Annotated in this window: 16 protein-coding genes and 1 tRNA gene; 6 read left to right on the plus strand and 11 right to left on the minus strand. The window is 67.0% G+C overall.

Annotation, left to right across the window (positions count from 1 at the left end; all coding sequences use genetic code 11):
- Positions 1-45: 45 nt before the first annotated feature.
- Entirely contained in the window at positions 46-1353 is a 1308-nt protein-coding gene (locus SGRAN_RS20165; RefSeq protein ID WP_067186417.1) for a hypothetical protein, read from the plus strand.
- 201 nt (positions 1354-1554) lie between these two features.
- Here SGRAN_RS20165 and SGRAN_RS20170 read toward each other — a convergent pair whose 3' ends face one another.
- The 8 genes from SGRAN_RS20170 to SGRAN_RS20205 form a co-directional block, all read right to left on the minus strand.
- Positions 1555-2883, minus strand: coding sequence for a glycoside hydrolase family 1 protein (locus tag SGRAN_RS20170; protein WP_234002515.1), 1329 nt, complete (start codon positions 2881-2883; stop codon positions 1555-1557).
- Between the two features lie 15 nt (positions 2884-2898).
- Positions 2899-4563, minus strand: a complete 1665-nt coding sequence (locus SGRAN_RS20175) for an MFS transporter (RefSeq protein WP_067186418.1) — start codon at positions 4561-4563, stop codon at positions 2899-2901.
- 72 nt (positions 4564-4635) lie between these two features.
- Entirely contained in the window at positions 4636-5535 is a 900-nt protein-coding gene (locus SGRAN_RS20180; protein WP_067186420.1) for an SDR family NAD(P)-dependent oxidoreductase, read from the minus strand.
- A 244-nt stretch (positions 5536-5779) separates the two neighbouring features.
- The gene (locus SGRAN_RS20185) at positions 5780-6475 is read right to left on the minus strand and encodes a TetR/AcrR family transcriptional regulator (protein WP_067186422.1); all 696 of its coding nucleotides are present in this window, start codon (positions 6473-6475) and stop codon (positions 5780-5782) included.
- Between the two features lie 51 nt (positions 6476-6526).
- Entirely contained in the window at positions 6527-8092 is a 1566-nt protein-coding gene (locus SGRAN_RS20190) for an AMP-binding protein (protein ID WP_067186424.1), read from the minus strand.
- The gene (locus SGRAN_RS20195) at positions 8089-9723 is read right to left on the minus strand and encodes a carboxylesterase/lipase family protein (RefSeq protein ID WP_067186428.1); all 1635 of its coding nucleotides are present in this window, start codon (positions 9721-9723) and stop codon (positions 8089-8091) included. Before SGRAN_RS20195 ends, SGRAN_RS20190 begins: the two co-directional genes overlap by 4 nt.
- A 26-nt stretch (positions 9724-9749) precedes the next feature.
- A complete protein-coding gene (locus tag SGRAN_RS20200; protein WP_067105999.1) occupies positions 9750-12053 on the minus strand; it encodes a TonB-dependent receptor in 2304 nt (767 codons plus the stop codon).
- A gap of 468 nt (positions 12054-12521) precedes the next feature.
- A complete protein-coding gene (locus tag SGRAN_RS20205) occupies positions 12522-14891 on the minus strand; it encodes a TonB-dependent receptor domain-containing protein (RefSeq protein ID WP_067186430.1) in 2370 nt (789 codons plus the stop codon).
- Between the two features lie 89 nt (positions 14892-14980).
- Between SGRAN_RS20205 and SGRAN_RS20210 the strand changes: the two genes are divergently transcribed.
- Both SGRAN_RS20210 and SGRAN_RS20215 read left to right on the plus strand, forming a co-directional pair.
- Positions 14981-15760 carry a response regulator transcription factor gene (locus SGRAN_RS20210; protein WP_067186432.1) on the plus strand — a complete coding sequence of 260 codons (780 nt, stop codon included), beginning with the start codon at positions 14981-14983 and terminating at the stop codon, positions 15758-15760.
- 8 nt (positions 15761-15768) lie between these two features.
- The gene (locus SGRAN_RS20215; protein WP_158682344.1) at positions 15769-17097 is read left to right on the plus strand and encodes an ATP-binding protein; all 1329 of its coding nucleotides are present in this window, start codon (positions 15769-15771) and stop codon (positions 17095-17097) included.
- Positions 17098-17118: 21 nt separating this feature from the next.
- On the opposite strand, the gene fdhD is transcribed toward SGRAN_RS20215, so the two are convergent.
- The gene (gene fdhD / locus SGRAN_RS20220) at positions 17119-17925 is read right to left on the minus strand and encodes a formate dehydrogenase accessory sulfurtransferase FdhD (RefSeq protein ID WP_234002516.1); all 807 of its coding nucleotides are present in this window, start codon (positions 17923-17925) and stop codon (positions 17119-17121) included.
- A gap of 162 nt (positions 17926-18087) precedes the next feature.
- Here fdhD and SGRAN_RS20225 point away from each other — a divergent pair, with 162 nt between their 5' ends.
- Complete coding sequence (locus tag SGRAN_RS20225; RefSeq protein WP_067186437.1) at positions 18088-20355, plus strand: FdhF/YdeP family oxidoreductase; 2268 nt, start codon at positions 18088-18090, stop codon at positions 20353-20355.
- A gap of 86 nt (positions 20356-20441) precedes the next feature.
- On the opposite strand, the gene SGRAN_RS20230 is transcribed toward SGRAN_RS20225, so the two are convergent.
- Positions 20442-20515, minus strand: a tRNA-Gln gene (locus tag SGRAN_RS20230).
- A 154-nt stretch (positions 20516-20669) separates the two neighbouring features.
- Here SGRAN_RS20230 and SGRAN_RS20235 point away from each other — a divergent pair.
- Both SGRAN_RS20235 and SGRAN_RS20240 read left to right on the plus strand, forming a co-directional pair.
- Complete coding sequence (locus SGRAN_RS20235; protein ID WP_067186439.1) at positions 20670-21974, plus strand: FAD-dependent oxidoreductase; 1305 nt, start codon at positions 20670-20672, stop codon at positions 21972-21974.
- Positions 21974-22396, plus strand: a complete 423-nt coding sequence (locus SGRAN_RS20240) for a DoxX family protein (RefSeq protein ID WP_067186441.1) — start codon at positions 21974-21976, stop codon at positions 22394-22396. The genes SGRAN_RS20235 and SGRAN_RS20240 overlap by 1 nt, the downstream gene beginning before the upstream one ends.
- 9 nt (positions 22397-22405) lie before the next feature.
- Here the strand turns inward: SGRAN_RS20240 and SGRAN_RS20245 are convergent, their stop codons facing one another.
- Entirely contained in the window at positions 22406-23677 is a 1272-nt protein-coding gene (locus SGRAN_RS20245; RefSeq protein WP_067186443.1) for a dipeptidase, read from the minus strand.
- Positions 23678-23680: the final 3 nt, after the last annotated feature.

Consider the following 23680-nt stretch of genomic DNA (forward strand, 5'->3'; position numbering starts at 1 on the left):
AGTGAATATCAAGTGCGGACGAATGGACGACGGGAGAGGTGCAGCATGACGGACCCGACGCGACGCGGCTTCCTGGTCGGGGCGGCGGCGCTGCCCCTCACCGCCCCGGCCGCAGCGGCCCATGACGCGGGCGCGTCCGACTCGATCGCCGCCGATCTGGCGACCTATATCGGCTTCGGCAACAAACAATCGGGCGGCCCCGGTGACGACGCCTGCGGTCATTGGCTCGCGGACGAACTGGCGCGCGCGGGTTTCGCGACCGAAAAGCCGGCCCTGTCCGTCCCCTGGTTCGAACCGGGCAGATGCGAGATCGCCGCCGGCGACGCGCGCGCGCCGCTCCATCCCCAGCCGATCGTGATCCCGACGCCCGCAGGCGGCGTGTCGGGGCCGCTGGTCCGCGTCGATGCCCACGGCCGCGCCGATGCGCCGCTGGCCGGGGCGGTCGCGCTGGTCGATCTGCCCTATGGCCGCTGGTCCTCGGCGCTGGCCAGGCCGGTGCGCGCACCCGTCGATGCGGCCTTCGCAGGCGGAGCGAAGGCCGCGGTGATCGTCACCAACGGTCCGACCGGCGGCGTCATCGCGCTCAACGCCGATGGCCGCGCGCCGATGTTCGCGGGGCCGGTCGGTCTGCTCGCGCCCGCTCGGGCCGCCCCCTTCCTCGACGCGGCGATGCGACACGACACAGCCACGGTAACGCTGACCGGGCGCGGCGGCCGCAGACCCGCCTTCAACATCATCGGTCGGCTCGATCGCGGCAAGGGGCGCTGGATCACCATATCGACGCCGCGTTCGGGCTGGTTCGGCTGTGCCGGCGAGCGCGGCGGCGGCATCGCAGCGTGGCTCGACCTCGCCCGCGCCGCCCCCGCGCTGCTGCCCGACCACGACCTCGCCTTCCTGTGCAACAGCGGGCATGAATATGAGAATCTGGGCGCCGAGGAATCGCTGAAGGCGGTGGCGCCGAAACCGACGGAGACGCATTTCTGGCTCCACCTCGGCGCCAATGTCGCGGCGCGCGACTGGCACGAAGGGCTGTTCGGGCTGGCCCCGCTGAGCGGCGCGGATTCGCAGCGCTATCTGGTCGCTAGCCCGCCGCTGCTGCCCGCCGCGCGCCGGCTGTTCGCGGGACTGGCGGGACTCGAAAACCCCTATTCCAGCGAAGCGCTGTCGGCGGGCGAACTGACCGCGATCATCGCGGCAGGCTATCCATCGGTGGCGGGAGTCTTCGGCGTCCATCGCTTCCACCATGTCGAGGGCGACGACGAACGCTGCGTCGACGCGGCAAGCGTCGCCGCAGCGGCGGCGGCTTTTCGCGAACTGCTGCTGGTGGCAGTCGGCCGAAACAGCGCGCGCTAGCTTGCATCACCCAAATCCGTTCGTGTCGAGCAGGATGGCGAGTCGGATATTCGACGCAGCATCTTTGGTGTGGTGCCACCGGAAAGCTTCGTCATTGCGAGCGGCGAAGCCGCGCGGCAATCCAGAGCAGGCGGTCACCGCTCTGGATTGCTTCGCTCCGCTCGCAATGACGCAAGGGGGCAATCCCAAGCCAATCGAAATCTAGATGCGATTGGCGCGGGCAATCGCGCCCAGGTGCCAGGCGCTCGGGCGCGGCGTGCGCCTGAAGCTCTGCCGGTCGACTGTGGCGAGCCCGAAGGGGATCGAATAGCCCGACGTCCACTCGAAATTGTCGAGGAGCGACCAATAGATATAGCTGTGGACCGCGATCCCCTCGTCGAGGCAGGCCCTCACCCCGTCGAGCGCCTGGTCGATGAAGGCGATGCGGCGCCGGTCGTCGTTCACGGCGACGCCGCTTTCAGTCACATAGATCGGCTTGCCGATCGCGCGGTGAGCCCATCGGATCGTGTTCGCGAGCGCCTGCGGATAAAATTCATAGCCCGACAGTGTCAGTTCGGCGCCCGCCGGCGGCGCGACCATTCCGCGCTCGTCGAACCGCAGGCGGGTGTAGCATTGCACGCCGAAGAAATCGGAATGGCTGCGCGCGACGTCGATCCAGTCGCCGTAAAGCTGCCGCTCGTAATGCGCGACCAGCGACGGCGCGCCCGTCGACTGAATATCCTGCGTGGTCAACGTGATACCCACCGGCAGGTCGGGCCGCGCGGCCTTGATCGCGTCATAGGCCTGACGGTGCGCTTCCTGCAGGATCGGCGTCGCGATCGCGGGATCGGCGAAGGCGAGGCGCGAGAAGCGCGGCGACCCGGTGGCGGCCACCGCCGCGGCATTCGCGTCGCGGGTCAGCTTCATCGCCGCTTCGGACCCAGGGAAAAGCGCGACCAGCAGGCCGATGTTCGCCTCGTTGAATGTCGTCGCCAGATGCATCAGGCCGCCGAGCCGCTCGGCGACGATACGGCAATAGCGCGCGAAAAGGCGCGGCGCGTCGTCGACCTCGAAACCGCCGCGGGCGGCGAACCACAGGGGCGTCGTGAAATGGTTGAGAGTGACGATCGGTCGCAACCCGCGCGCGCGGCACGCCTCCAGCATGCGCGCATAATGGTCGAGCACGGCGTTCGAGACACGGCCTTTGCTCGGTTCGATGCGCGCCCATTCGATGCCGAACCGATAGCAGTTGAAACCCAGCCGTTCGGCAAGCGCGAAATCCTCGTCGAAGCGATGATAGCTGTCGCATGCGTCGCCCGACCGGTCCCGAAACAGGGTCGGCGTGACATTCTCTGCCAGCCAGGCGTCGCTGTTCGTGTTGTTGCCCTCGCTCTGATGCGCCGAGATCGCGGTGCCCCAGAGGAAGCCGGGCGGCGCCGGCCGTCGCGCCGCCAGCGCCGGCGCGCTTCCCAGCAGCGCGGGCGCCGCCGCCGCCCCTGCGGCCGCCCGCATCAGGTCGCGCCGCCCGATTGATCCGTCCGCTTCGGCCACGACCCTTCTCCCTCGTCAGGCTTCGATATCGCGCTTGTAGGTTTCGGGCAGGAAGAAGATGCCGACGACCGCGGTGATGGCGGCGATCACCACCGCATACCACAGTCCCTGATAGATATTGCCCGTCGCCGCGACCATCGCGAAGCCGATCGTCGGCATGAAGCCGCCGATCCAGCCATTGCCGATATGATAGGGCAGCGACAGCGAGGTATAGCGGATGCGCGCCGGAAACAGTTCGACCAGCAGCGCCGCAAGCGGGCCATAGACCATCGTCGCGAGCAGGCCGAAGACGCAGAGGATCGCGATCACCCGCCCCTTGTCGACCGCGGCCGGATCGGCGGCGGCGGGATAGCCCGCGCGCGAAAGCCCGGCATGCACTTCTTCCTGGAACGCCGCGATCGCCTGGGCCTTCGCCTCGCCCTTCAGCTTCGCGGGGTCGGGCGCGGTGTGGCTCTCCTCGCCGATCCGCACCGTCGCGACCGTGCCCGGGGCCGCATCGATATTGGCGTAGTTGATCCCACCGCGCGCCAGATAGGCCTTGACGATGTCGCAGCTCGTCCGGTCGAAGCTGTTCTTGCCGATCGGGTCGAACTGGAACGAGCATTCGCGCGGGTCGGCGACGACCTGCACCGGCGCATGCTCGACCGCCGCCGCCATCGCCGGATTGGCCGCGGCGACCAGCGCCTTGTAGAGCGGGAAATAGGTGAAGACCGCGATGACGCAGGCGGTCATCATGATCGGCTTGCGCCCGATCCGGTCGCTGAGCCAGCCGAAGAAAACGAAGCTGGGAATGATGATCAGCAGCGCGGTGGCGACGAGGAAATTGGACGTCGCCCCGTCGACCTTCGCGATCTTCTCAAGGTAGAAAAGCGGATAGAGATGCGCGGCGAAGCCGATCACCGCCTGCCCCGCCACCGCCCCGAACAGCGCGATCAGCACGATCTTCAGGTTGCGCCATTCGCCGAAGGCCTCCTTCAGCGGCGCCTTCGACGTGGCGCCCGCCTGCTTCATCCGCTGGAAGACCGGGCTTTCCTCTAGCTGGAGCCGGATCCAGAGCGCGATCGACAGCAGCACGATCGAGAAGATGAAGGGAAGGCGCCAGCCCCAGGCATTGAAGCTGTCGGCATCCATGAACAGGCGCAGCGACACGACGAAGGTCGATGCGAGGATTAGGCCGATCATCGCCGTGGTCTGGATGAAGCTGGTGTAGAAGCCGCGCTTTCCCGGCGGGGCATGTTCGGCGATGTAGACCGCCGCGCCGCCATATTCACCGCCGATCGCGAGCCCCTGGAGCAGGCGGAGCAGCATCAGGATGATCGGCGCGGCGATTCCGATCGTGTCGTAGGACGGCAGGAAGCCGACGGCGAAGGTCGACAGCCCCATGATCGCCATGGTGACGAGGAAGGTGTTCTTGCGCCCGACAATGTCGCCGACCCGCCCGAAGACGAGCGCCCCGAACGGCCGGATCGCGAAGCCGGCGGCGAACGCCATCAGCGCGAGGATGAACCCCGTCGTCTCGTTGACGCCCGCGAAGAAATGCATCGAGATCGCGCTCGCGAGCAGGCCGTAGAGGTAGAAGTCATACCATTCGAACACCGTCCCCAGCGACGAGGCGGCGATGACGAGAGTCTCGTTCTGGCCCTTGCCTTCGGCGGGCAGGGTTTCGCTGTCGGTTGCCATATCCTTCTCCCTTTCTCCCGGCAGCGGCGGCGGGCTCTTTCACCGGCCCGTTCGCCCTGCTCCCGGGGGTTGTCAGCGGTTGACCGCCATCGTCGGCGCGGTGAAGCCGGCGCTCGCCAGTTCGCGCTCGGCCTGCGTGAAACCATAAGCGGGAACGATCTCTCCCCGCCGATCCGAAATGCGGTCCCATTCGGAAATGACGCGCTGCGCGGCATCGTCGGCGCGGCCGATGAAGGCGCCGTCGGTCAGCGTGACGTTCGCGGTCGCGAAATGACCGGCGCCCGCGCACAGGATGTTGCGCGTCGGGGCATCGTCGCCGACCAGCGCGAGCAGGCCCGGACTCACCGCCTCGGGCGCCAGGTGGGCGAGCGCGTCGGGCGCGAGCACGCCGTCGGTCATCCGGGTCGCCGCGGTGGGGGCGAGGCAGTTGACGCGGATGCCGTATTTCTCGCCTTCGAGCGCGAGCGTCTGCATCAGCCCGACGAGCGCCATCTTCGCGGCGCCGTAATTGGCCTGCCCGAAATTGCCGTAGAGGCCCGACGAGGATGTCGTCATCACGATGCGGCCGTGGCGGCGCTCGCGCATCTGGTCCCACACCGCCTTGGAACAGGTGGCGGCGCCCATCAGATGGACGTCGACGACGAGGCGGAAGTCGGCGAGGTCCATCTTGGCGAAGCTCCTGTCGCGCAGGATGCCGGCGTTGTTGACCAATATGTCGATGCCGCCCCAGGCCATGGTCGCGGCATGGACCATCGCCGCGACCTGCTCCGCGTCGGTGACCGACGCCGGCGCCGCCATCGCCCGGCCGCCCGCGGCCTCGATCTCGGCAGCGACGCGCTCGGCGGCGGCGCCCTCGCTGTCGTTGACGACGACGCACGCGCCATGGCGCGCCAGCATCAGCGCATGCGCCCGGCCGAGCCCTCCGCCCGCGCCCGTCACGATCGCCACCCGGTCCTGCAATGCCTTCGTCATCCTGCCCCTCTCGCTATCCGAATTACTATAACTCACTTGTGAGTGAATGAAAATTGAAACAGACGGGAGACGGAAAGCGCCCGCCTGCCCTTTGCTATACTCTGATGACTTTGGATTGCCCCACTTCGTCATTGCGACCCCGGACCTGATCCGGAGGAAGCAATCCAGAGCAGTTACCGCACGCTCTGGATTGCCGCGCGGCTTCGCCGCTCGCAATGACGAGTCTTTCCCACGTCATCATGCCCTAGTCCCCGTCTTTCGCGCGCTGTTCGCAGATATCGCGAAAGCCCGCCGCCATGAAGCGCGCCATGCGCTGCTTGACCGCCGCATAATCGTCCGACCGGCAGAGCCCCTGCGACAATTTGTCGATGCGGCCGGTGCGCGCGAGCGTCAGCATCAGCGCCCCGGTGACGAAGTGATAGCCCCAGAAGATGTCTTCCTCCGCCGCCTCTGGCAGCGCCTTCTTCAATATGCCGATCAGCCGCAGCACGACCGGGTCGAAATGGGCGTCCATCATCCCGGCGCCCCATTCGGGCGTGTTGGCCACCTGCGCGCTGAGCGCCCCATAGTTGCGCCAGCCCTCGCCACCCTCGATATAAAGGTCGAGGTCGGTGTCCAGAAAGGCATGGAGCGCGCCCTCGATCGTCGGCTTTCCCCCCGACGCCCGCTCGTAATCGTCGAGCACCTTCATGCGGCGCTCGCTCGTCACCACCGCGCGGCGGGCGAACACCGCATCGAACAGCTTCTTCTTGTCCTCGAAATAATAGTTGAGCAGCGTGTGATGCACGCCCACCCGCTTGGCGACATCCTTGAGCGTCACCCCGTAGAGTCCGTTGCGCGAAAAGAGATATTCGGCGGTGTCGAGAATCTGCTCGATCGTTTCGGCGCGCTGCTCCGCTTTCGATGGCCGTTTCGTCCGACTCTTTGCCTTGGACTCCAAATCTCTATTCCTCTCGAAACCTTCGTTCGCAGGGCGGCGGGGCCTTTCGGCCTACACCTGTCCGTAATCGAGCCGCAATTGCATTTTGTCGATCTTGCCGGTCGGCGCGAGCGGCATCGCGTCGAGGCGCACGACCGTGTCGGGGACCCACCAGGACGCGACCCGCCCGGCGAGCGGCTCGAGCAGTTCGGCGTCGCTGATCGCCGCATCGCAGGTGACGAGCAGGACCGGCCGCTCGCCCCATTTGGGATGCGGGCGCCCGATGACGGCGGCCAGCGACACCTGCGGCAGCGCGCCGACGATCGCCTCGATCTCCGCCGGGTTGATCCATTCGCCGCCCGATTTGATCAGGTCCTTCGCGCGGCCGGTGATGACGAGGTTACCCGCGTCGTCGATCCGCGCGAGATCGCCCGTGTCGAACCAGCCGTCGGCGTCGGTGGCGGGTTCGCTCTGGCCGAAATAGCGTTCGACGACCGAGCCGCCGCGCACGCGCAGATGCCCCTCGGTCCCGCGCTGCTCGGGCAGCGGGCGGCCGTCGGCGTCGGCGACGAGCAGGTCGATGCCGATTGCCGGACGGCCCGAAACGGCCGCACTGCGATGCGGATCGCCCGGCGGCGCGGCGGTGCCGAGCGGCGACAATTCGGTCATTCCCCAGCTTGTCTGCACCTCGGCGCCGAGGCGGCGCTCGATCCGGTCCATCAGCGCCGGCGGCATCGGCGACCCGCCGACCAGGATACGCTCGAGCGACGGCACATCGCCGCCTTCGGCCTCCAGATGCTCGACGAGGCCGAGCCAGACGGTCGGCACCCCCGCGGCAGCGGTCACGCCTTCGGAACAGATGAGCCGCGCGAGATGCGCGCCGTCGCTCTGGCGCCCCGGAAGCACCAGCTTCGCCCCCACGGCGGGCGCCGCGAAGGGCAATCCCCATGCGTTGGCGTGGAACATCGGCACCACGGCAAGGATCGCGTCGCGCGCGGTCGGCCCCAGCACGTCGGCCTGGAGCTGGCGCATCGTGTGCAGATAGCAGCCGCGATGGGTATAGGTGACGCCCTTGGGCGCGCCGGTGCTGCCCGAGGTGAAGCAGAGCCCCGATGGCGTGTCCTCGGCGAAATCGCCCCAGACCGCGTCGCGCGGCGCTGCCGCGACCAGCGGGTCGAAGGCATCGGCGCCGTCTTCGTCCGCGTCGGTGTCGAGCAGCAGGATGCGCCGCAGCGACGGCAGATTCGCGCTCGCCTCGCGCGCCAGCGGCAGCAGGTCGGGGCTCACCAGCAGCAGCGCCGCCCCCGACTGCGCGAGCATCGCGGAAAGCTGCGCCGCGGTCAGGCGCGGGTTCAGCGTGTGACAGATCGCCCCCATGCCCATGATGCCGTACCAAGCCTCGACATGCCCCTGCGTGTTCCAGGCGAGCGTCGCGACGCGGTCGCCGCGGCCGATGCCGAGCGCGCGCAGCGCACCCGACACGCCGCGCGCACGATCGTGCAGCGCGGCGTATCCGGTCCGCCGCACGCCGCCCGCCGCCGTCGCCGACACGACTTCGGCATCGGGGTGCCATTTGGCGGCGTGGGATAGGAATTTGTCGAGCGTCAGGCCGTAATATTGCATCGAACCGTCGATCATTGGCAGCCCTCGGTCTTCGGCGGCAGCGGCGGCGACGCGACGCCGATATTCCAGTTCCACGGCACGTCCCCGGCGGCACGACGGCGGCAGACGACCGCCTCGTGCAGCGCCGCGGTACCGGGAAACAGATTGTGCCCGGCGCGCGGCGTGTCGGCGATGTGCAGAAAACCGCGATTGTCGGCATAGTCGGGCCAGTCGGGCCCGCCCTTTGCAACGGGTCGGCCGGTGGTGGCGAAGCTCGCCCAGTAATCGCCGATCGCGGCGATCAGCCTGCGCTCTGCCAGGCTGTCGGGAATCTTCGGCCACAGGGGCGGCGTCCGCGCCGCGGTCCCGAACACATAGGGCAGCTCGGCGGCATGGAAAGCGTGGAGATTCCACTGCGCGGTCGCCGGATAGCCATGGTCGAAAAGATAGAAATAGGCGCCCTGCCCCAGCGCCGCCTGGTTCGACACCAGCCGCTCCGCGGTCCAGCCATACATGGCGTCGCGCGTCGCGGCGAGCATGCTTTCACCGATATCCTTCGCCGGATAGCGGGTCAGGAAGGCATCGGCGAACTCGCCATAGGCGGTGCGGATCGTGGCTTCATAGGCGGCCGCGTCGGCGGGAGGTTTGGGCAGCAGGAACCGCAGCGAGCGAATCTCGCCGCTGTTGAAGCCGGCGAGGATCGGCACCGGCGCCTGTTCGTCGCGATCGAAGGTGTCGACGAGCTGGCGCGACAGCGTCTTGCCGTCGATATTGGGAAAGGGGAAATAGCCCGTCGCGGCGACCCGGGCCGGGATGTCGGCCGCCGGCAATGCGCGCAGCGCCGCGATGTCGGCGGCACCGAGCTTCGCCGCAAGTTCGGCGCCCTGCACCTCTGCAGGGACCATGCCGTTGATCCGGTCGCGCAGGCCGGGCGCGGAGACCATATAGGCGCTCTGCGCCACCGCCTTGTGGAACAGCCCGCGCGCCGCCGGAGCCGCCATCAGATACATGACGCTGAGCGCGCCCGCCGATTCCCCGGCGATGGTGACGTTCCCCGCATTGCCGCCGAAGGCGCCGATATTGCGCTTCACCCATTCGAGCGCCGCGATCTGGTCGAGCAGACCGTAATTGCCCGAGACATGGTCGGGCGATTCCGCACTGAGCCCCGGATGCGCGAACCAGCCGAACATGCCGAGGCGATAGTTGATCGACACCACGACGATGCCGCGCCGCGCGAGCGCGCTGCCGTCGTAAATAGGGTCGGCGCCCGACCCCGACGCCAGCGCGCCGCCGTGGATCCAGACGAAGACCGGCGCGCCGCGCGCATCCTGCGGCGCCCAGATGTTGAGCGACAGGCAATCCTCGCTCATCGCCGGCAGGTCCCAGCCATAGATGCTGGGTGCCTGCGGCTTCGGCTGCATGCAGGCGGCGCCGAAGCGGGTAGTATCGCGGGCGCCGTCCCAACGCGGCAGCGGTGCCGGCGCACGCCAGCGGCGCTCGCCGACGGGCGGCTCGGCATAGGGAATGCCGCGAAAGACGCGCAGATCGCGGTCCTGCACGCCGTGCACGACGCCCGCGGGCGCATCGACCACCGGTTCCGCGGCCGCGGCGGCCGCCCCCGGGAGGAGGACGGCCAGAACGAGAGCGAGGGTCCGCAGGCGACGCATGGGCGGCTTCCTTCTTCCGGCGCCGATCAGAAGCGATAGTCGGCGCGAACGCCGATCGTGCGCGGCCGCAGGCGGGCGTAGCGCCCGTCGAGGAAGGCTTCGGGATGGACATAGGTGATCGATGTGTCGTCGAAGAGATTCTCGACATAGGCGGTCAGATTCAGCGCCCCCAGCTTCGCCCCGGCGAACAGGTTCACATTGGTCCACGCCTCGGTATGGTCATACGTCGGGCTGACCGCGTTGGGATTGCCCGGCACGTTCGGGAACTGGTTCGGGAAGGACCCGGCGTGCGATACGTTGACCGACCCGAAGGCGGTTTTCCCGTTGCCGATCGGGAAATCGTACCGCAGCGTTCCCGATCCCTGGAAATGCGGCGAGGCAAGCCGGGTGCCCAGCTCGGCACCGGAGATCGCCGCCTCGATCGCGGACAGCTTCGTCACCTTCGCCTCGTTGAACGAGCCGTTGAGCACGAGACTCAGCCCCGAAAGCGGCCGCGCCATCACTTCGAACTCGAGGCCATAGCTTTCCGCAGCGCCGATGTTGGTCGCGAACTGGATCGAATCCGACACGCGGTTCGCCTGGACCTGGATATTCTTCCAGTCGATATAATAGCCCGCAAGATTGGCGGTCAGATTGCCGCCCAGCCAGCGCCCCTTCAGCCCGACCTCATAATTGGTCACGCTGTCCGACTTCGCGCCGTCGGGTATGACGATGTCGCTGGGGTTGATCGTGCTGACCAGCCCCGCGCGCGCGTTGACCACCGGGGTACGGAAACCCGTCGAAACCGTCGCATAGGCGGTCAGTTCGGGCACTGGTTTCCACGAGACGCTGGCCTTCCACGACAGGCGGTCGTCGGACACTTTCAGCCCTTCGGCGTAGGGAATCGGGTCCCTGCGCATGACGACATTGTTCCAGCCGGGCGTGGCGCCGACCGCCAGATAGCCGAACTGCGGAAGCGCAGCGACGACATAATTATAGCCGCCGCCCCGGGTGAAGGTCTGGACGTCCGTCTTGCCATAGCGCAGCCCGCCGGTGACCCAGAAATTGTCGCTGAGATGCGCCGTCACCTCGCCGAAGCCGGCGATCTCCCTCTGGTCCGTATAGCTGTTGAAACGCTGATAATACTCATTTTCCATGCCGATGATATTGCGCTGGGCGATGAATTCGAGTGACGAGCGATAGGCGAAATCGACGGTCCGCCGCTTGTCGTAGTAGAAAAAGCCCGCAACCCATTCGATCGGCCCGCTGTGGCGCGACACCAGCCGTGTCTCCTGAACGAAAAGATCGTCATAGCCATAGGCGTCGAGCGCGAAGGGAAAAGCCTGTGCGAAAGTTCCGGCGAGGTCGACATAGAAGGACGCGTCATAGTCGGACAGCGTCGTCGAACTGACCAGCTCGGCGAAATCGAACTCGTAATTGACCGTGATATTATAGTTGGTGAGCTTGCCCTGGAACAGGTCGGGACGGTCGGAGTTGCGCACGAACTTGCCAAGGGTGGGGTTGGTCAGCGCCGAATCGGCCGGCTTGCTGTTCTCGTAGGAGACGAGCAGCTTCACCTTCATCCGGTCGCTCGGCCGCATTAGCAGGATCGCGCGTCCGCCGAAGGCTTCGAGGCTGTTCGAATCCTTGATACCGGTGCCGATATTGTCGACCCAGCCGTCCTCGTTCCGATAATAGCCCGAGACGCGCAGACCCATTTCGTCGGTCATGATCGGCAGGTTGACCATCGCATTGTAGCGCTGGCGCAGCGAGCCCGAACCGACGACGCCCAGGTCGACGCTCGCCGATCCCTCGAACTTGCTGAGGTTGGGACTGCGGGTGATGATCCGCATCGCGCCGGCGAGCGAGTTGGAGCCGAACAGCGTCCCCTGCGGCCCGCGCAGGAATTCGACGCGTTCGACGTCGTAGAGATTCGGATCGAGGATGGTCGAGTTGCCGTTCGCCGAGATCGGCAGTTCGTCGACATAGATGGCGACTGCGCTCTGCAGGCCGGCGCTGTAACCGTTGGTGTTGATGCCGCGGCTGGTGAAATTGTTGAAATTCTGCGTCGGCCGGTTGACGACGATGCCGGGCGTGTTCTGGGCGATGCCCTCGTAACCGACGATGCCCAGATCATCGAGTTCCTCCTGCCCGAAGGCAGAGACGCTGAGCGGCACGTCCTGAAGCCGCGCGGTACGGCGCGTCGCCGTGACGATGATGTCGTTGTCGCCGCGATTGCTTTGCGCGGAGGAAGCGGCCGGCGCCTCATCCTCCGTGACCTGCGCCATGGCCGAGACCGGAAGCGCGAACAGGGCGACCGCCGAGGCGGACGCGAAAAGCTGAGCCTTCATACAAACTCTCCCTCCCGTTGGCGGTCGTTGCCGCCGAACCGTCCTTCTTATCCGTCACATTCTCGAATGAGTCAACATTCACTATCACGCGCGTGAATAAATTTCTCGTGGAGCGATTTTGCGCTTCGCAGCCCTGCCGATCATGAGGCGAGCGGCCGGGAATTCGTCGCGATCGGGGATTGGGGGTGGTTCGGGAATCGGAGCTTCTTGCGCTCCAAGCATCGGTGGGCGGACCCTGCTCACGGATGCGGTCTGCGAACTGAATGACTTCCGGGTCCAGCGCGAAAGCGAGGAGTGATCGTTACGGCGGACAACCATGCGCTCCCGCGGAGGCGGGGACACGAAGATGTTTCGTTCAAGGACGAGCACGCCCCAAACAAGAACCGCCGGTCGATCGATCCCCAGGAAGGAATCGGCCGACCGGCGGAGCGTTCGCCTTGCTCTCGACGGGGACCTGGCCCCCTTGTCCTAGAAGCGCGCGTTCAGGCTCACCCAGTAGCTGCGCGCCTTGTCCTTGTTGTTGTAGTGATCAACGTAGGTCGGCGAGTAGGCACCGCTCACCGGATCCGGGACACCGAAATCGACATCATAGGCGCGGAAGTCCTGATCCAGCAGGTTGTTGACGCGCGCGGCGAAGGTCAGGTGATCGTTGATGCGATATTGCGCACCCAGATTCAGCACCTGATAGCTCTTGTAGAAAAGATGATTGCCGCTCCCATCAAGACCACGATATCGACGCGAGCGATGCTCGGCTGAAAGCTGCGCCGACAGGCCATCCGCTACCTGCCAGTCGAGCGTCGCATTGGCCATATGCTTTGCCGTCTGGGTCAGCGGCTGCCCCGCAGAATTGCCGGTCAACTGCTTGCTGTCGGTATAGGTGTAGTTGGCGCGGATCGAGAGGCCGGGGAAGAACTGGTAGCGCCCCGCCACCTCGGCGCCCTTGATGCGCGCCTTGTCGATGTTGATCGGCACGCTGATCGTGCCGCCGAGCCCCAGCACGGCCCAATAGTCGCCGAGATTGGCGCAGGGCCGCACGAAATTGGTCACCGCGCAGGGTTGGACAACTGTCGAAGCGATCTTGTCCTTGAACTTGTTGTGGAACAGCGTGACGTTGATGCCGCTGTGCGGTGACGGGTTCCAGTAGAGCGCGATCTCGCTGTTGACGCTGGTCTCGGGCTTCAGATCGGGGTTGCCGATGAAGGGACTGGTGCCCTGGCTGCCGAAACCGCGAATGCCGTCGTAGAGATCGGTGGTCTTGGGCGTCTTGTAGCCCGTGCTGACCCCGCCCTTCAGCGTCAGGGTCGGGTTGATCTCGAAGTTGGCATAGAGGCGCGGGCTGAGATGCCCTCCGAACAGATTATGGTCGTCGTAGCGCAGCCCGCCGGTGACCGTGAACCCGTCGACGATGGTCCAGTTGTCCTCGGCGAACAGCGACCAGATCTTGTGGTCCTGCACGGCGTCGATCCCGCCGACCGATGCTTCGAGGCCGAAGACCCCGTCGTCGAGCGCCCCGTCGATATATTGGCCGCCGATCACGAAATGATGCCGGCCGGCGAAATTCTCGACCGGGATGTCGACGCGCGCGTCGAGCGTATATTGCGCACTTTCCAGCGTGCGAAGCGGGCGCGGCAGGAAGGTGGATTCGGCAAGCGCGCGGCGCTGCGCAGTCGTCAGCCCGGCATAGGCGCCGGTCCCGCTGTACATCTGTTGCAGCAGCAGGCGCTCGGCGACCGAGAAGGGCATGGTGCGGCCCTTGTTGTTCGTCTTCACATAGGCGAGCGAGACGAAGCTGCGCGCGAAGCCCCAGTCGCCATGATGCGTGACGGCCCAGTTGAGCCGGTCGAAGACCTGTTCTTCGGTATAGCCGACGCGCGGCTGCACGACGCCGCCGCTCGCGCGCCAGATGCTCTCGATCCCGTCGAGCGTCCCGAGCGGATAGGTGATCGCGCCGGTGCCGGGATTGACGATCGGCGTGTTGTCATAGACCTGCTTCGAATAATCGATGTCGAAGACGAAGCTGTGGTCGGGCGACGGAGTGAAGCTGATCGAGCCGCCATAGCTGCGGTTGGTGTTCTTCACCGTCTTGCCGCCGGTACCGAAACCCAGGCCGCGAACGTGCGATACGCCGGCCGGGTCGACCGCCGGCGCGAAATCGGGCTCGGACGGATAGCGCTTGTAGATCGAGCCGCGCAGCTTCAGGCCGATGACGCCGGGCACCACCGGGCCGCTGAGATTGGCGTCGAACGTCATGTCGTCGCCGAAGGCCGTATCCTCCTGGATGCTGCGGCCGATCGTCGCCGACCCGCTCCAGCGATCGAGAACCTTCTTGGTGATGATGTTGATCACCCCGCCCAGCGCGTCGGCGCCATAGAGCGTCGAGGCGGGACCGCGAATGACCTCGATCCGTTCGATGGCGTCGAGCGGCGGAATATGATTGAACTGGTTGCCGCCGAAGCTGTTGGGGTAGATGTCGCCATGATTGTTCTGACGCCGACCGTCGATCATGATCAGCGTATAGTCGGACCCCATGCCACGGATGCTGATCGTCCGCTGCCCGGTCTTGTCCGACGTCTCGCCGACGTCGACCCCCTCGATGTCGCGCACCGCGTCGATCAGCGTGATGTAGGGACGCTGGCGCAGCTCCGCCTCGGTCACCACGGTGATGCTGGCGGGCGCATCGGTGATCTTCTGCTCGAAGCCCGCCGCGGTGACGACGATGGCGTCGGACTGATCGTCCGCCTCGACCGCGCAGGCCGGAACGGCGATCAGCGCGGCCAGAACGGACAGGGCTGCGCCTTCGCCGAGGCGGAGCGTGCGAGCGCGAACAATAGTGGTCATTGTATTCCCCCGATATTGCGAATAATTAGCAAGAATGTCGGGGCGCGACCTGATGCCAAGCGGGCGTCCGGTCAATCCGGAATGCGCGAATGACAGGCAGGAGCAACACTTTGTTACAATTGGCGCCAGGCGACCGGCCGGTCCGGATACCGGCTATCGCGCACCACATCGTCATCGTCGACGACGATGCGGGCGTCCGCACGCTGCTCGCCCGCATCCTGCGCGAATGCGGCTACGACGTGACCGGCGCCGCCGACGGCCGCGAACTGGAGGCCGCCATGACCGAGCGTCCGGTCGATCTGGTCCTGCTCGACATCATGCTGCCGGGCGAAAGCGGCCTCGACATCTGCCGCATGGTGCGGGCGCGCAGCCAAGTCCCGATCATCATGATCAGCGCCCGCGGGCAGGAAAGCGACCGCGTCACGGGCCTGGACATGGGCGCCGACGACTATATCGCCAAGCCGTTCGGCCGGGCGGAGGTCCTTGCACGCGTGCGCGCGGTGCTGCGCCGCGTCAGCGACCCGCACGTGCCGCTCGACATTCCGGCGCCGGAGCAATTCGACTTCGCCGGCTGGCGCTATCATTCGCGGCGCTGCGAGCTGATTTCGCCGTCGGGCGCGGAGGTCGAGCTGACCGCGGCGGAGCATGAACTGCTGCTGGCGCTCCTGCGCCATCCGCAGCGCATGATCGGCCGCGAGCGGCTGATCGAGATGACGCGCAGCCGGATCGGCACGCCGAACGACCGCAGCATCGACGTGCTGATCAGCCGCCTGCGCCGCAAGCTGGGGGACGGACGGAAATCGCGGCCGATCATCCGCACGATCCGCGGCGGCGGCTACATGCTCGCGGTCGACGTCCGCGCCGACTGACGATGGCGATGCGGCACCTGCGATCGATGGGGATGGTCGGGCGGATCGCGCTCGTCGTGGCGGCGGCGCTGCTGCTCGAACTGCTCGGCAACATCGCGCTGCACCGCTGGCAGGAACCCGAACTCGTTTCGGCGGACCAGGTTCGCCGCATCGCCGCGCGGCTGGTCGAGGCGGAGCGTGTCGCGGTCGCCGCGCCGGTGCCCGACCGGGGGCGTGCGATGCATGCGCTCGCCGGCGACGGCATGACGCTCAACTGGGTGGCGCGGACCGTGATCACCGACATCGGCGCGGCGCCGGTCCGGCTCGGCGCGATGCGCGACCGGATGACCCGCAGCGAGCCGAGCCTGGCCGCGGGCGAGTTGCGGCTGACCCTGATTCCCTCCACCGCGCCGGGGCGGCGCGACCTTCTCGGCGCGCGCCGTCTTGCCGACGGCTCGTTCGTGACATTTCGCATCAGCCCCTTTCTGGGCGCCCCGCCGCGTCCGAACATGGTCGTCGCGATGCACCTGCTGCTGACGCTGAGCGTGCTGCTGGTCGCGGTTCTGATGGTTCGCGCGCTCATTCGACCGCTGCGCGATCTCGCCGAAGCCGCGGACGCGACGGGGCACGGCCGCACCGGCGCCTTCCGCATCGACGGGCCGCCCGAGGTCCGCCGCGTCGCCGCCGCCTTTTCCGCGATGCAGGCGCGGCTGATCCGGACGATGGACGATCATACGCAATCGCTGATCGCCGTGTCGCACGACCTGCGCACGCCGATCCAGCGCCTGCATCTGCGCGCATCGCTGATCGACGACCCCGAGACGCGCGAAGCGATGGCCGTGGACCTTCGCGAGATGGAACATTTCATCGGGTCGACGCTATCCTATTTCCGCAGCGGCGATGAGGAAGCGCCCCGGCTCGTCGACCTTGCGGCCATCGTGACGACCGCGGTGGACACGGCCGCGGATCTGGGGGCCGACATCCGCTATCAGGGGCCAGACAGGTTCGAGACGATGGCGAGGCCGGTGGCGATGAAGCGCGCGATCACCAACCTGATCGACAACGCCCGCCGTCATGCGCGGCGGATCGACGTATCGATGCACACCGACCCCGAAGCCATAGCGATCGACATCGACGACGACGGACCCGGCATTGCCCCCGAGCTGCGCGCGGAAGCCGTGCTGCCGTTCCGGCGTCTGGAGGTCGGAGCAGCGCAACGGCCCGGCGGCGCCGGTCTCGGCCTCGCGGCCGCCGACCGCGCCATGGCCACGATGGGCGGAAAGCTGATCCTCGCCAACAGTCCGCTCGGGGGCCTGAAGGCTCGTCTGGCCTTTCCGAATTCCACCGAAGGGGCTTGAGGCTGACGGATTCCGGCATCGTCATCCGATATTGCCGTGACGGTCGCAGACGACGAGCGCCGCGTCCGGCCGCGCGAGCGCGACCAGCGTCAGGCCCGCCTTCGCCGCGCGTTCGACCGCGAGGCTGGTCGGCGCAGAGATGGTGACCAGCACCGGGCAGCCGGCGCGAACGGTTTTTTCCACCAGCTCGTAGCTGCAACGCGCGGTGAGCAGGATGAAACCGGTGCCGGGGTCGATGCCTTCGCCGGCGAGCGCCCCGATCAGCTTGTCGAGCGCATTGTGCCGCCCGACATCCTCGCGGGCGCGCAGGATCGCGCCGTCGGGCGTACAGAATGCCGCGGCGTGCACCGCGCCCGTGGCCTGCCCCAGCGGCTGATGATCGTGCAGCGCCGCCAGCGCGCGGGCGATCGCGCCGCGATCGGTCGCGATCCGCGCCTTCACCTCGGGCAGCGGCCTCAGGACCTGGGCGATATTCTCCATCCCGCAGATGCCGCAACTGCTTTCGGTGACGCGCAGCCGCGCGCGATCGAAGGCCCGGTCGGCATGTTCGGCGGGCAAGGCGATGCGGGCGACCATCCCCCCTTCGACTGCGTGAACATCGACCGAAAGGATCTGGTCGATCCGCTCGATCATGCCCTCGCTGAGCGCGAAACCGAGGGCGTAATCCCGCAGATCGGACGGCGTCGCCATCATGACCGCATAGCCGATTCCGCATATCTCGATCGAGACGGGCATCTCGATCGCAATGCTGCGCCGCAGTTCGGAATCGCCCGGATCGGCCAGGCCGATCCGGCGCACCGCAAGTTCGATGGTCCGTAATTCGGGCAAGATCGTCGTACCTCGTTCACGCATCGTCTGGCGGACCGGCCGTGGTTCGGCGCGCGCGGGGCCGCAGCTTCCCCATTCTCGCACGAGACCGGGATGCGATAGCCGGTGGAAAAGGAGCGCCCGACGTGCTTAGTTGCCCCGACATATGGGACATGGCTGATCATGGCTGACGACACTCCGCGCTACAAGCCCTACGACCGCCCGGCCGGAGGCTGGGGCGCGGCCGCGGCGACCGCCAAGGTGCTCCTCGAACAGAGCGTCGTCACCAAGGGGTCGCGCGCGTTGCTCGCCATGAATCAACCGGGCGGCTTCAAATGCCCGAGCTGCGCCTTTCCCGACGCCGACTGCAAGAAGACGCTGGAATTCTGCGAAAACGGCGCGAAGGCGCTGGCGCATGAGGCCACGAAGTTCCGGGTGACGCGCGAGTTCTTCGCCGAACACAGCGTCACCGCGCTCATGGAGAAATCCGACTATTGGCTCGAAATGCAGGGACGCCTCACCGAGCCGATGCGGTACGATCCGGCGAGCGACAGATATGTGCCCTGCCCATGGGACGAGGCCTTCGCGCTGATCGGCGAGCATCTGCGCGCGCTCGACAGCCCGCATGAAGCGGAATTCTATACGTCCGGCCGAACGCCCAACGAGGCCGCCTTCCTTTATTCCATCTTCGTGCGCCAGTTCGGCACCAACAATTTTCCCGACTGCTCGAACATGTGCCACGAGCCGACGAGCCGGGGCCTGCCGCCGTCCATCGGGGTCGGCAAGGGCACGGTCGTGCTCGAGGATTTCGAGCATGCCGAGGCGATCTTCATCATCGGACAGAATACCGGCACCAATTCGCCGCGCATGATGACCAATCTGGTCGAGGCGCGCAAACGCGGCATCCCGATCGTGGCGATCAATCCGATGCCCGAACGCGCGCTCATCAAGTTCACCGAGCCGCAGGACGTCGTCCAGATGGCCACATTCGGTTCGACGCCGATCGCCAGCGAATTCGTCCACGTCCGAATCGGCGGCGATCTGGCGATACTCAAGGGCATGATGAAGGTCATGTTCGAGCGCGAGGCGCAGGGCGAGCCGGTCCTCGACCACGCCTTCATCGCCGAGCATACGTCGGGCCTGGAGGCGGTGCGCGACGAGGTGATGGCGCTCGACTGGGCCGACATCGTCGCCCATTCCGGCGTCGAGGAAGCCCAGATCCGGCGATGCGCCGAAATCTACATCCGCTCGAAGGCGACCATCATCTGCTACGGCATGGGACTGACTCAGCATCAACTGGGTTCGCAGCTCGTCCAGCAGGTCGCGAACATCCTTCTCCTCAAGGGCAATTTCGGGCGGCCGGGCGCCGGAATCTCCCCCATCCGCGGCCATTCCAACGTCCAGGGCGACCGGACCGTCGGCATCAACGAAAGGCCCTCGCAGGCCTATCTCGACCGCGTGCGCGATGTCTTCGGGTTCGAACCCCCGCGCGAGCATGGGCACCACACCGTCGAATCGGTGGAGGCGATGCTGAAGGGCACCGCGAAGGTCTTCATCGGCATGGGCGGCAATTTTGTCCGCGCCGTGCCCGATACCGATCTGGCCTATTCGGCGATGCGCGGGCTGGCGCTGACCGTCGGCATCGCCACCAAGCTCAACCGCGGCCACCTCGTCCATGGCCGCGACGCGCTCATCCTGCCGGTGATCGCACGCTCCGAACGGATCGAGACGGCGGCGGGCGAGCAGTTCGTCACGATCGAGGATTCGATGTCGAACGTCACGGCGTCGCGCGGCGTGCTGGAGCCCGCGAGCGAACATCTGAAGTCCGAGGTGGAGATCGTCTGCCGCATCGCGATGGCGACGCTTCCCGACAGCCGGATTCCCTGGGAATCCTATATCCACGACTATGGCCTCATCCGTGACCGGATCGCCGACGTCTATCCCGAAATCTACGCCGACTTCCCGGCGCGGATCCGGGACCCGAAGGGATTCCATCTCGACATCCCGCCGCGGCGGCTGGTCTGGCCGACCCCGAACGGCAAGGCGAATTTCCTGCTGCTGCCGGGTCTGGAAGTCGACGCGCGGGTCGACGACCCCGCGATGCTGAGGCTGGCGACGGTGCGTTCGCACGATCAGTTCAACACGACAATCTACAGCTACAGCGACCGCTATCGCGGCGTCTACAACGATCGCATGATCCTGTTCATGAACGCGGACGACCGCATCGCGCGCGGGCTGGAAAAGGGCGCGACCGTCGCGCTCGAAACGATCAGCACCAACGGGGTTCGGCGGCGGGTCGATGCGCTCACGATCATCGACTATCCGATGCCGCGCGGCGCGGTCGCAGGCTATTACCCCGAACTCAATCCGCTGCTGCCGCTCGACCATTACGACCGGATGAGCGGCACGCCAGCGGCCAAATCGATTCCGGTCCGCGTGGTGCCCGCCTGAACCTCCGCACCGGCAGGAGATTCCCATGGCGACCGCGACGCCCGATTTCGCAGCGGGCCGAGCATTCGATCATGCAGCATTTGCGATGGATGCCCCGCGAGGATTCGAACCTCGATAGACGGAATCAGAATCCGTAGTCTTACCATTAGACGACGGGGCAATGAGGCGGGCGCAATATGATTGCGCGACCGTCCTGTCAAGGCCGGTACGCCCATGCACAAGCACGCTTGCCCTCGCGCGAATCGCCGCTAGCATCGCGTCGATAACAATGGGGCCGCTCCCCGGGTGCAGGCCCCGCCGATGGAGGTGGACTGATGCGTCATGTCGCGATCGTCGGGTCGGGCCCGGCGGGCTATTATACCGCCGAAACCTTGCAGAAAGCCGACGATATCGCGATCGACGTCATCGACCGCCTGCCCGTCCCCTATGGCCTGATCCGCACCGGAGTCGCCCCCGACCATCAGTCGATCAAGGCGGTGTCGCGGCGCTATGAAGGCGTCGCGCTGACCGACAATGTCCGCTTCGTCGGCCATGTCGCGGTCGGCAGCGATGTCGGCATCGACGAACTGACCGATCTTTACGACGCCGTCGTGCTCGCCACCGGCGCGCCGCACGACCGGCCGCTCGCGATTCCGGGGGCCGACCGCCCGGGCGTGATCGGCAGCGCGGCCTTCGTCGGCTGGTACAACGGCCACCCCGATTTCGCCGACCTGAATCCGCCGCTCGACGCCCCCGGCGTCGCGGTGATCGGCAACGGCAATGTCGCGCTCGACGTCGCGCGCATCCTCGCCAAGACGCCCGCCGAGTTCGCCGGCAGCGACATCGTCGCGCACGCGCGCGAAGCGCTGGCGGCGAGCGGCGTGCGGCATATCCACATCCTCGGCCGCCGCGGCCCGCACCAGATCGCGATGACGCCGAAGGAGCTTGGCGAGCTGGGCCATCTCGAGCGCGCCAGCCCGCGCGTCGACCCCGCCGACCTGCCGCAGGAGGGCGACGATGCGATGCTCGAACCCGGCATGCGCAAGTCGGTGACGCATCTGCGCAGTTTCGCCGCCAATCCGGTCGCCAAGCCGGTGACGATCGATTTCGACTTCTTCGCCATGCCAGTCGCGATCGAGGGCACCGAGAGCGGGAACGGCCGCGTCCAGCGCGTCATCGTCGAGAAGACCGAACTCGACGCCGAACTGCGCAGCCACGGCACCGGCGAGCGCTACGCGATCGAGGCGGGGCTGGTGATCAGCTGCATCGGTTACCAGACGCCGCCGATCCCCGGCGTCCCCTATGAGCATGGCCGCGGCCGCTTCGCCAACGACGAGGGGCGCATCCTGCCCGGCCTCTATTGCGTCGGCTGGGCGCGGCGCGGACCGAGCGGGACGATCGGCACCAACAAGCCCGACGGCATGCACATCGCCGAGATGGTGCTCGCGGACATCGGCCGCGGCGCCGGCAAGGCGGGGCGACCCGGCCTCGACGCGCTGCTCGCGAGCCGCGGCGTGACGCCCGTCACCTTCCGCGACTGGCGGCGGATCGAGGACGCCGAGGTCAAGGCCGCGCTCGACGGCAATCCGCGCGAGAAGTTCACCAGCGTCGAGGCGATGCTCGCCGCTATCGGCCGCTGATGGAGCACGCCCGCGCGGCGCTGCGCTGGCTGCTCGCGCTCGCTTATGCCTATGCGGGCTACCGACATCTGGCGACGCCCGCGCCCTTCCTCGCCATCACCCCGCCGTGGGTGCCGCAGCCCGCTTTCGTCGTCGCGGCGACCGGCGTTGCGGAGATTGCAGGGGCAGCGGGGCTGCTTTTTCCCGCCATGCGCCGGACGGCCGGCTGGGCGCTCGCCCTCTATGCGCTGTGCGTCTGGCCCGCCAATGTGCATCATGCGGTTCATCATATCGCGATCGACGGCACGACGCTGGGCTGGGGATATCACGCGCCGCGCCTCGCCGCACAACCTCTGATCATCTGGTGGGCGCTATGGACGAGCGGCGCAATCGAATGGCCGTTCGGGCGACGGCACGCCCGCGAGCGCGCACGCCGACCATAGCGCGCAGCGCTATTTCACGACCGGGGTTTCGATCGGCGGTTGCCCCTTGCGGCTCGCGGCATAGGTCTCGACCGCCTTCAGCACGCGCAGCATGTTGCCGCTGGCGATCTTCTGAAGCTCGGCCTGCGTGTAGCCGCGCTTCGCCAACTCGACGAATAGCGCCGGATAGCCCGACACGTCCTCCATCCCGACCGGCGCCGAATCCATACCGTCATAATCGCCGCCGAGCCCGATGTGGTCGACCCCGATCGCTTTCTTCAGATAGTCGACATGGTCGGCCACCTTCGCGACATCGGTCGTCGGCGCGGGGTTCGCCCTGTCCCAGTCGGCCAGCGCCCTTTTCGCCGCGGCGGGATCGCCCGGATACTGCGCCTTCAGCCGCGCCTGCTCGGCGGTGCGCGACAGGCCGTGCGCGCGGACGTCGGCATCGAGGAAGCCGGGCAGCAGCACGACCATGACGATGCCGCCGTTCGCCTTGACGAGCGGGAGCACCGAATCGGGGACGTTGCGCGGATGATCGTTGATCCCGCGCACTCCCGAATGGCTGAACATCACCGGCGCGCGCGACGCTTCGAGCGCGTCCTTCATCGTCGCCTCGCTGGTGTGGCTGAGGTCGACGATCATGCCGAGGCGGTTCATCTCCTGCACCACCTGGCGCCCGAAATCGGTCAGCCCGTCGTGCACCGGCGCATCGGTGGCGCTGTCGCCCCACGGGGTCGCCCGGCCGTGCGTCAGCGTCATGTAGCGCGCGCCGAGCGCATACATGTCGCGCAGCACCGCCAGCGAGGAGGCGATCGACTGGCCGCCTTCCATCCCCAGCATGCCGGCGATCCGGCCCGCCTTCATCGCCTTTTCGAGCTCGGCCGAATTCGTCGCCAGAGCGAGGTCGTCGGGATAGCGCGCGATGAGCCGCTTCATCACGTCGATCTGTTCGAGCGTCTGCACGACCGCTTCGGATTCATCGTCGTTCGACGGGACGTAGACCGACCAGAATTGCGCGCCGACGCGCCCCTTGCGCAGCCGCGCAAGATCGGTGTGCATCGGCTGAACCGGCGGCGTCGCGCCGGGCTTCGCGGTGTGCTGCGTGTCGCGGAAATCGAAATCGTTGATCATGTTGCCCACGCGCCCGCGCAGCGCCCAGGGCACGTCGTTGTGGCCGTCGAACACCGGCGCGGCCTTGAGCGCGGCCTCGGCGACCGCCTCGGGCGACGACTGCGCCGCGGCGGGAACGGAAACAAGGGCGAGGGCGGCAAGGCCGCCGAGGAGCATGGTTCTGGTCATGGG

Source organism: Sphingopyxis granuli (assembly GCF_001559015.1).
Lineage (GTDB): Bacteria > Pseudomonadota > Alphaproteobacteria > Sphingomonadales > Sphingomonadaceae > Sphingopyxis > Sphingopyxis granuli.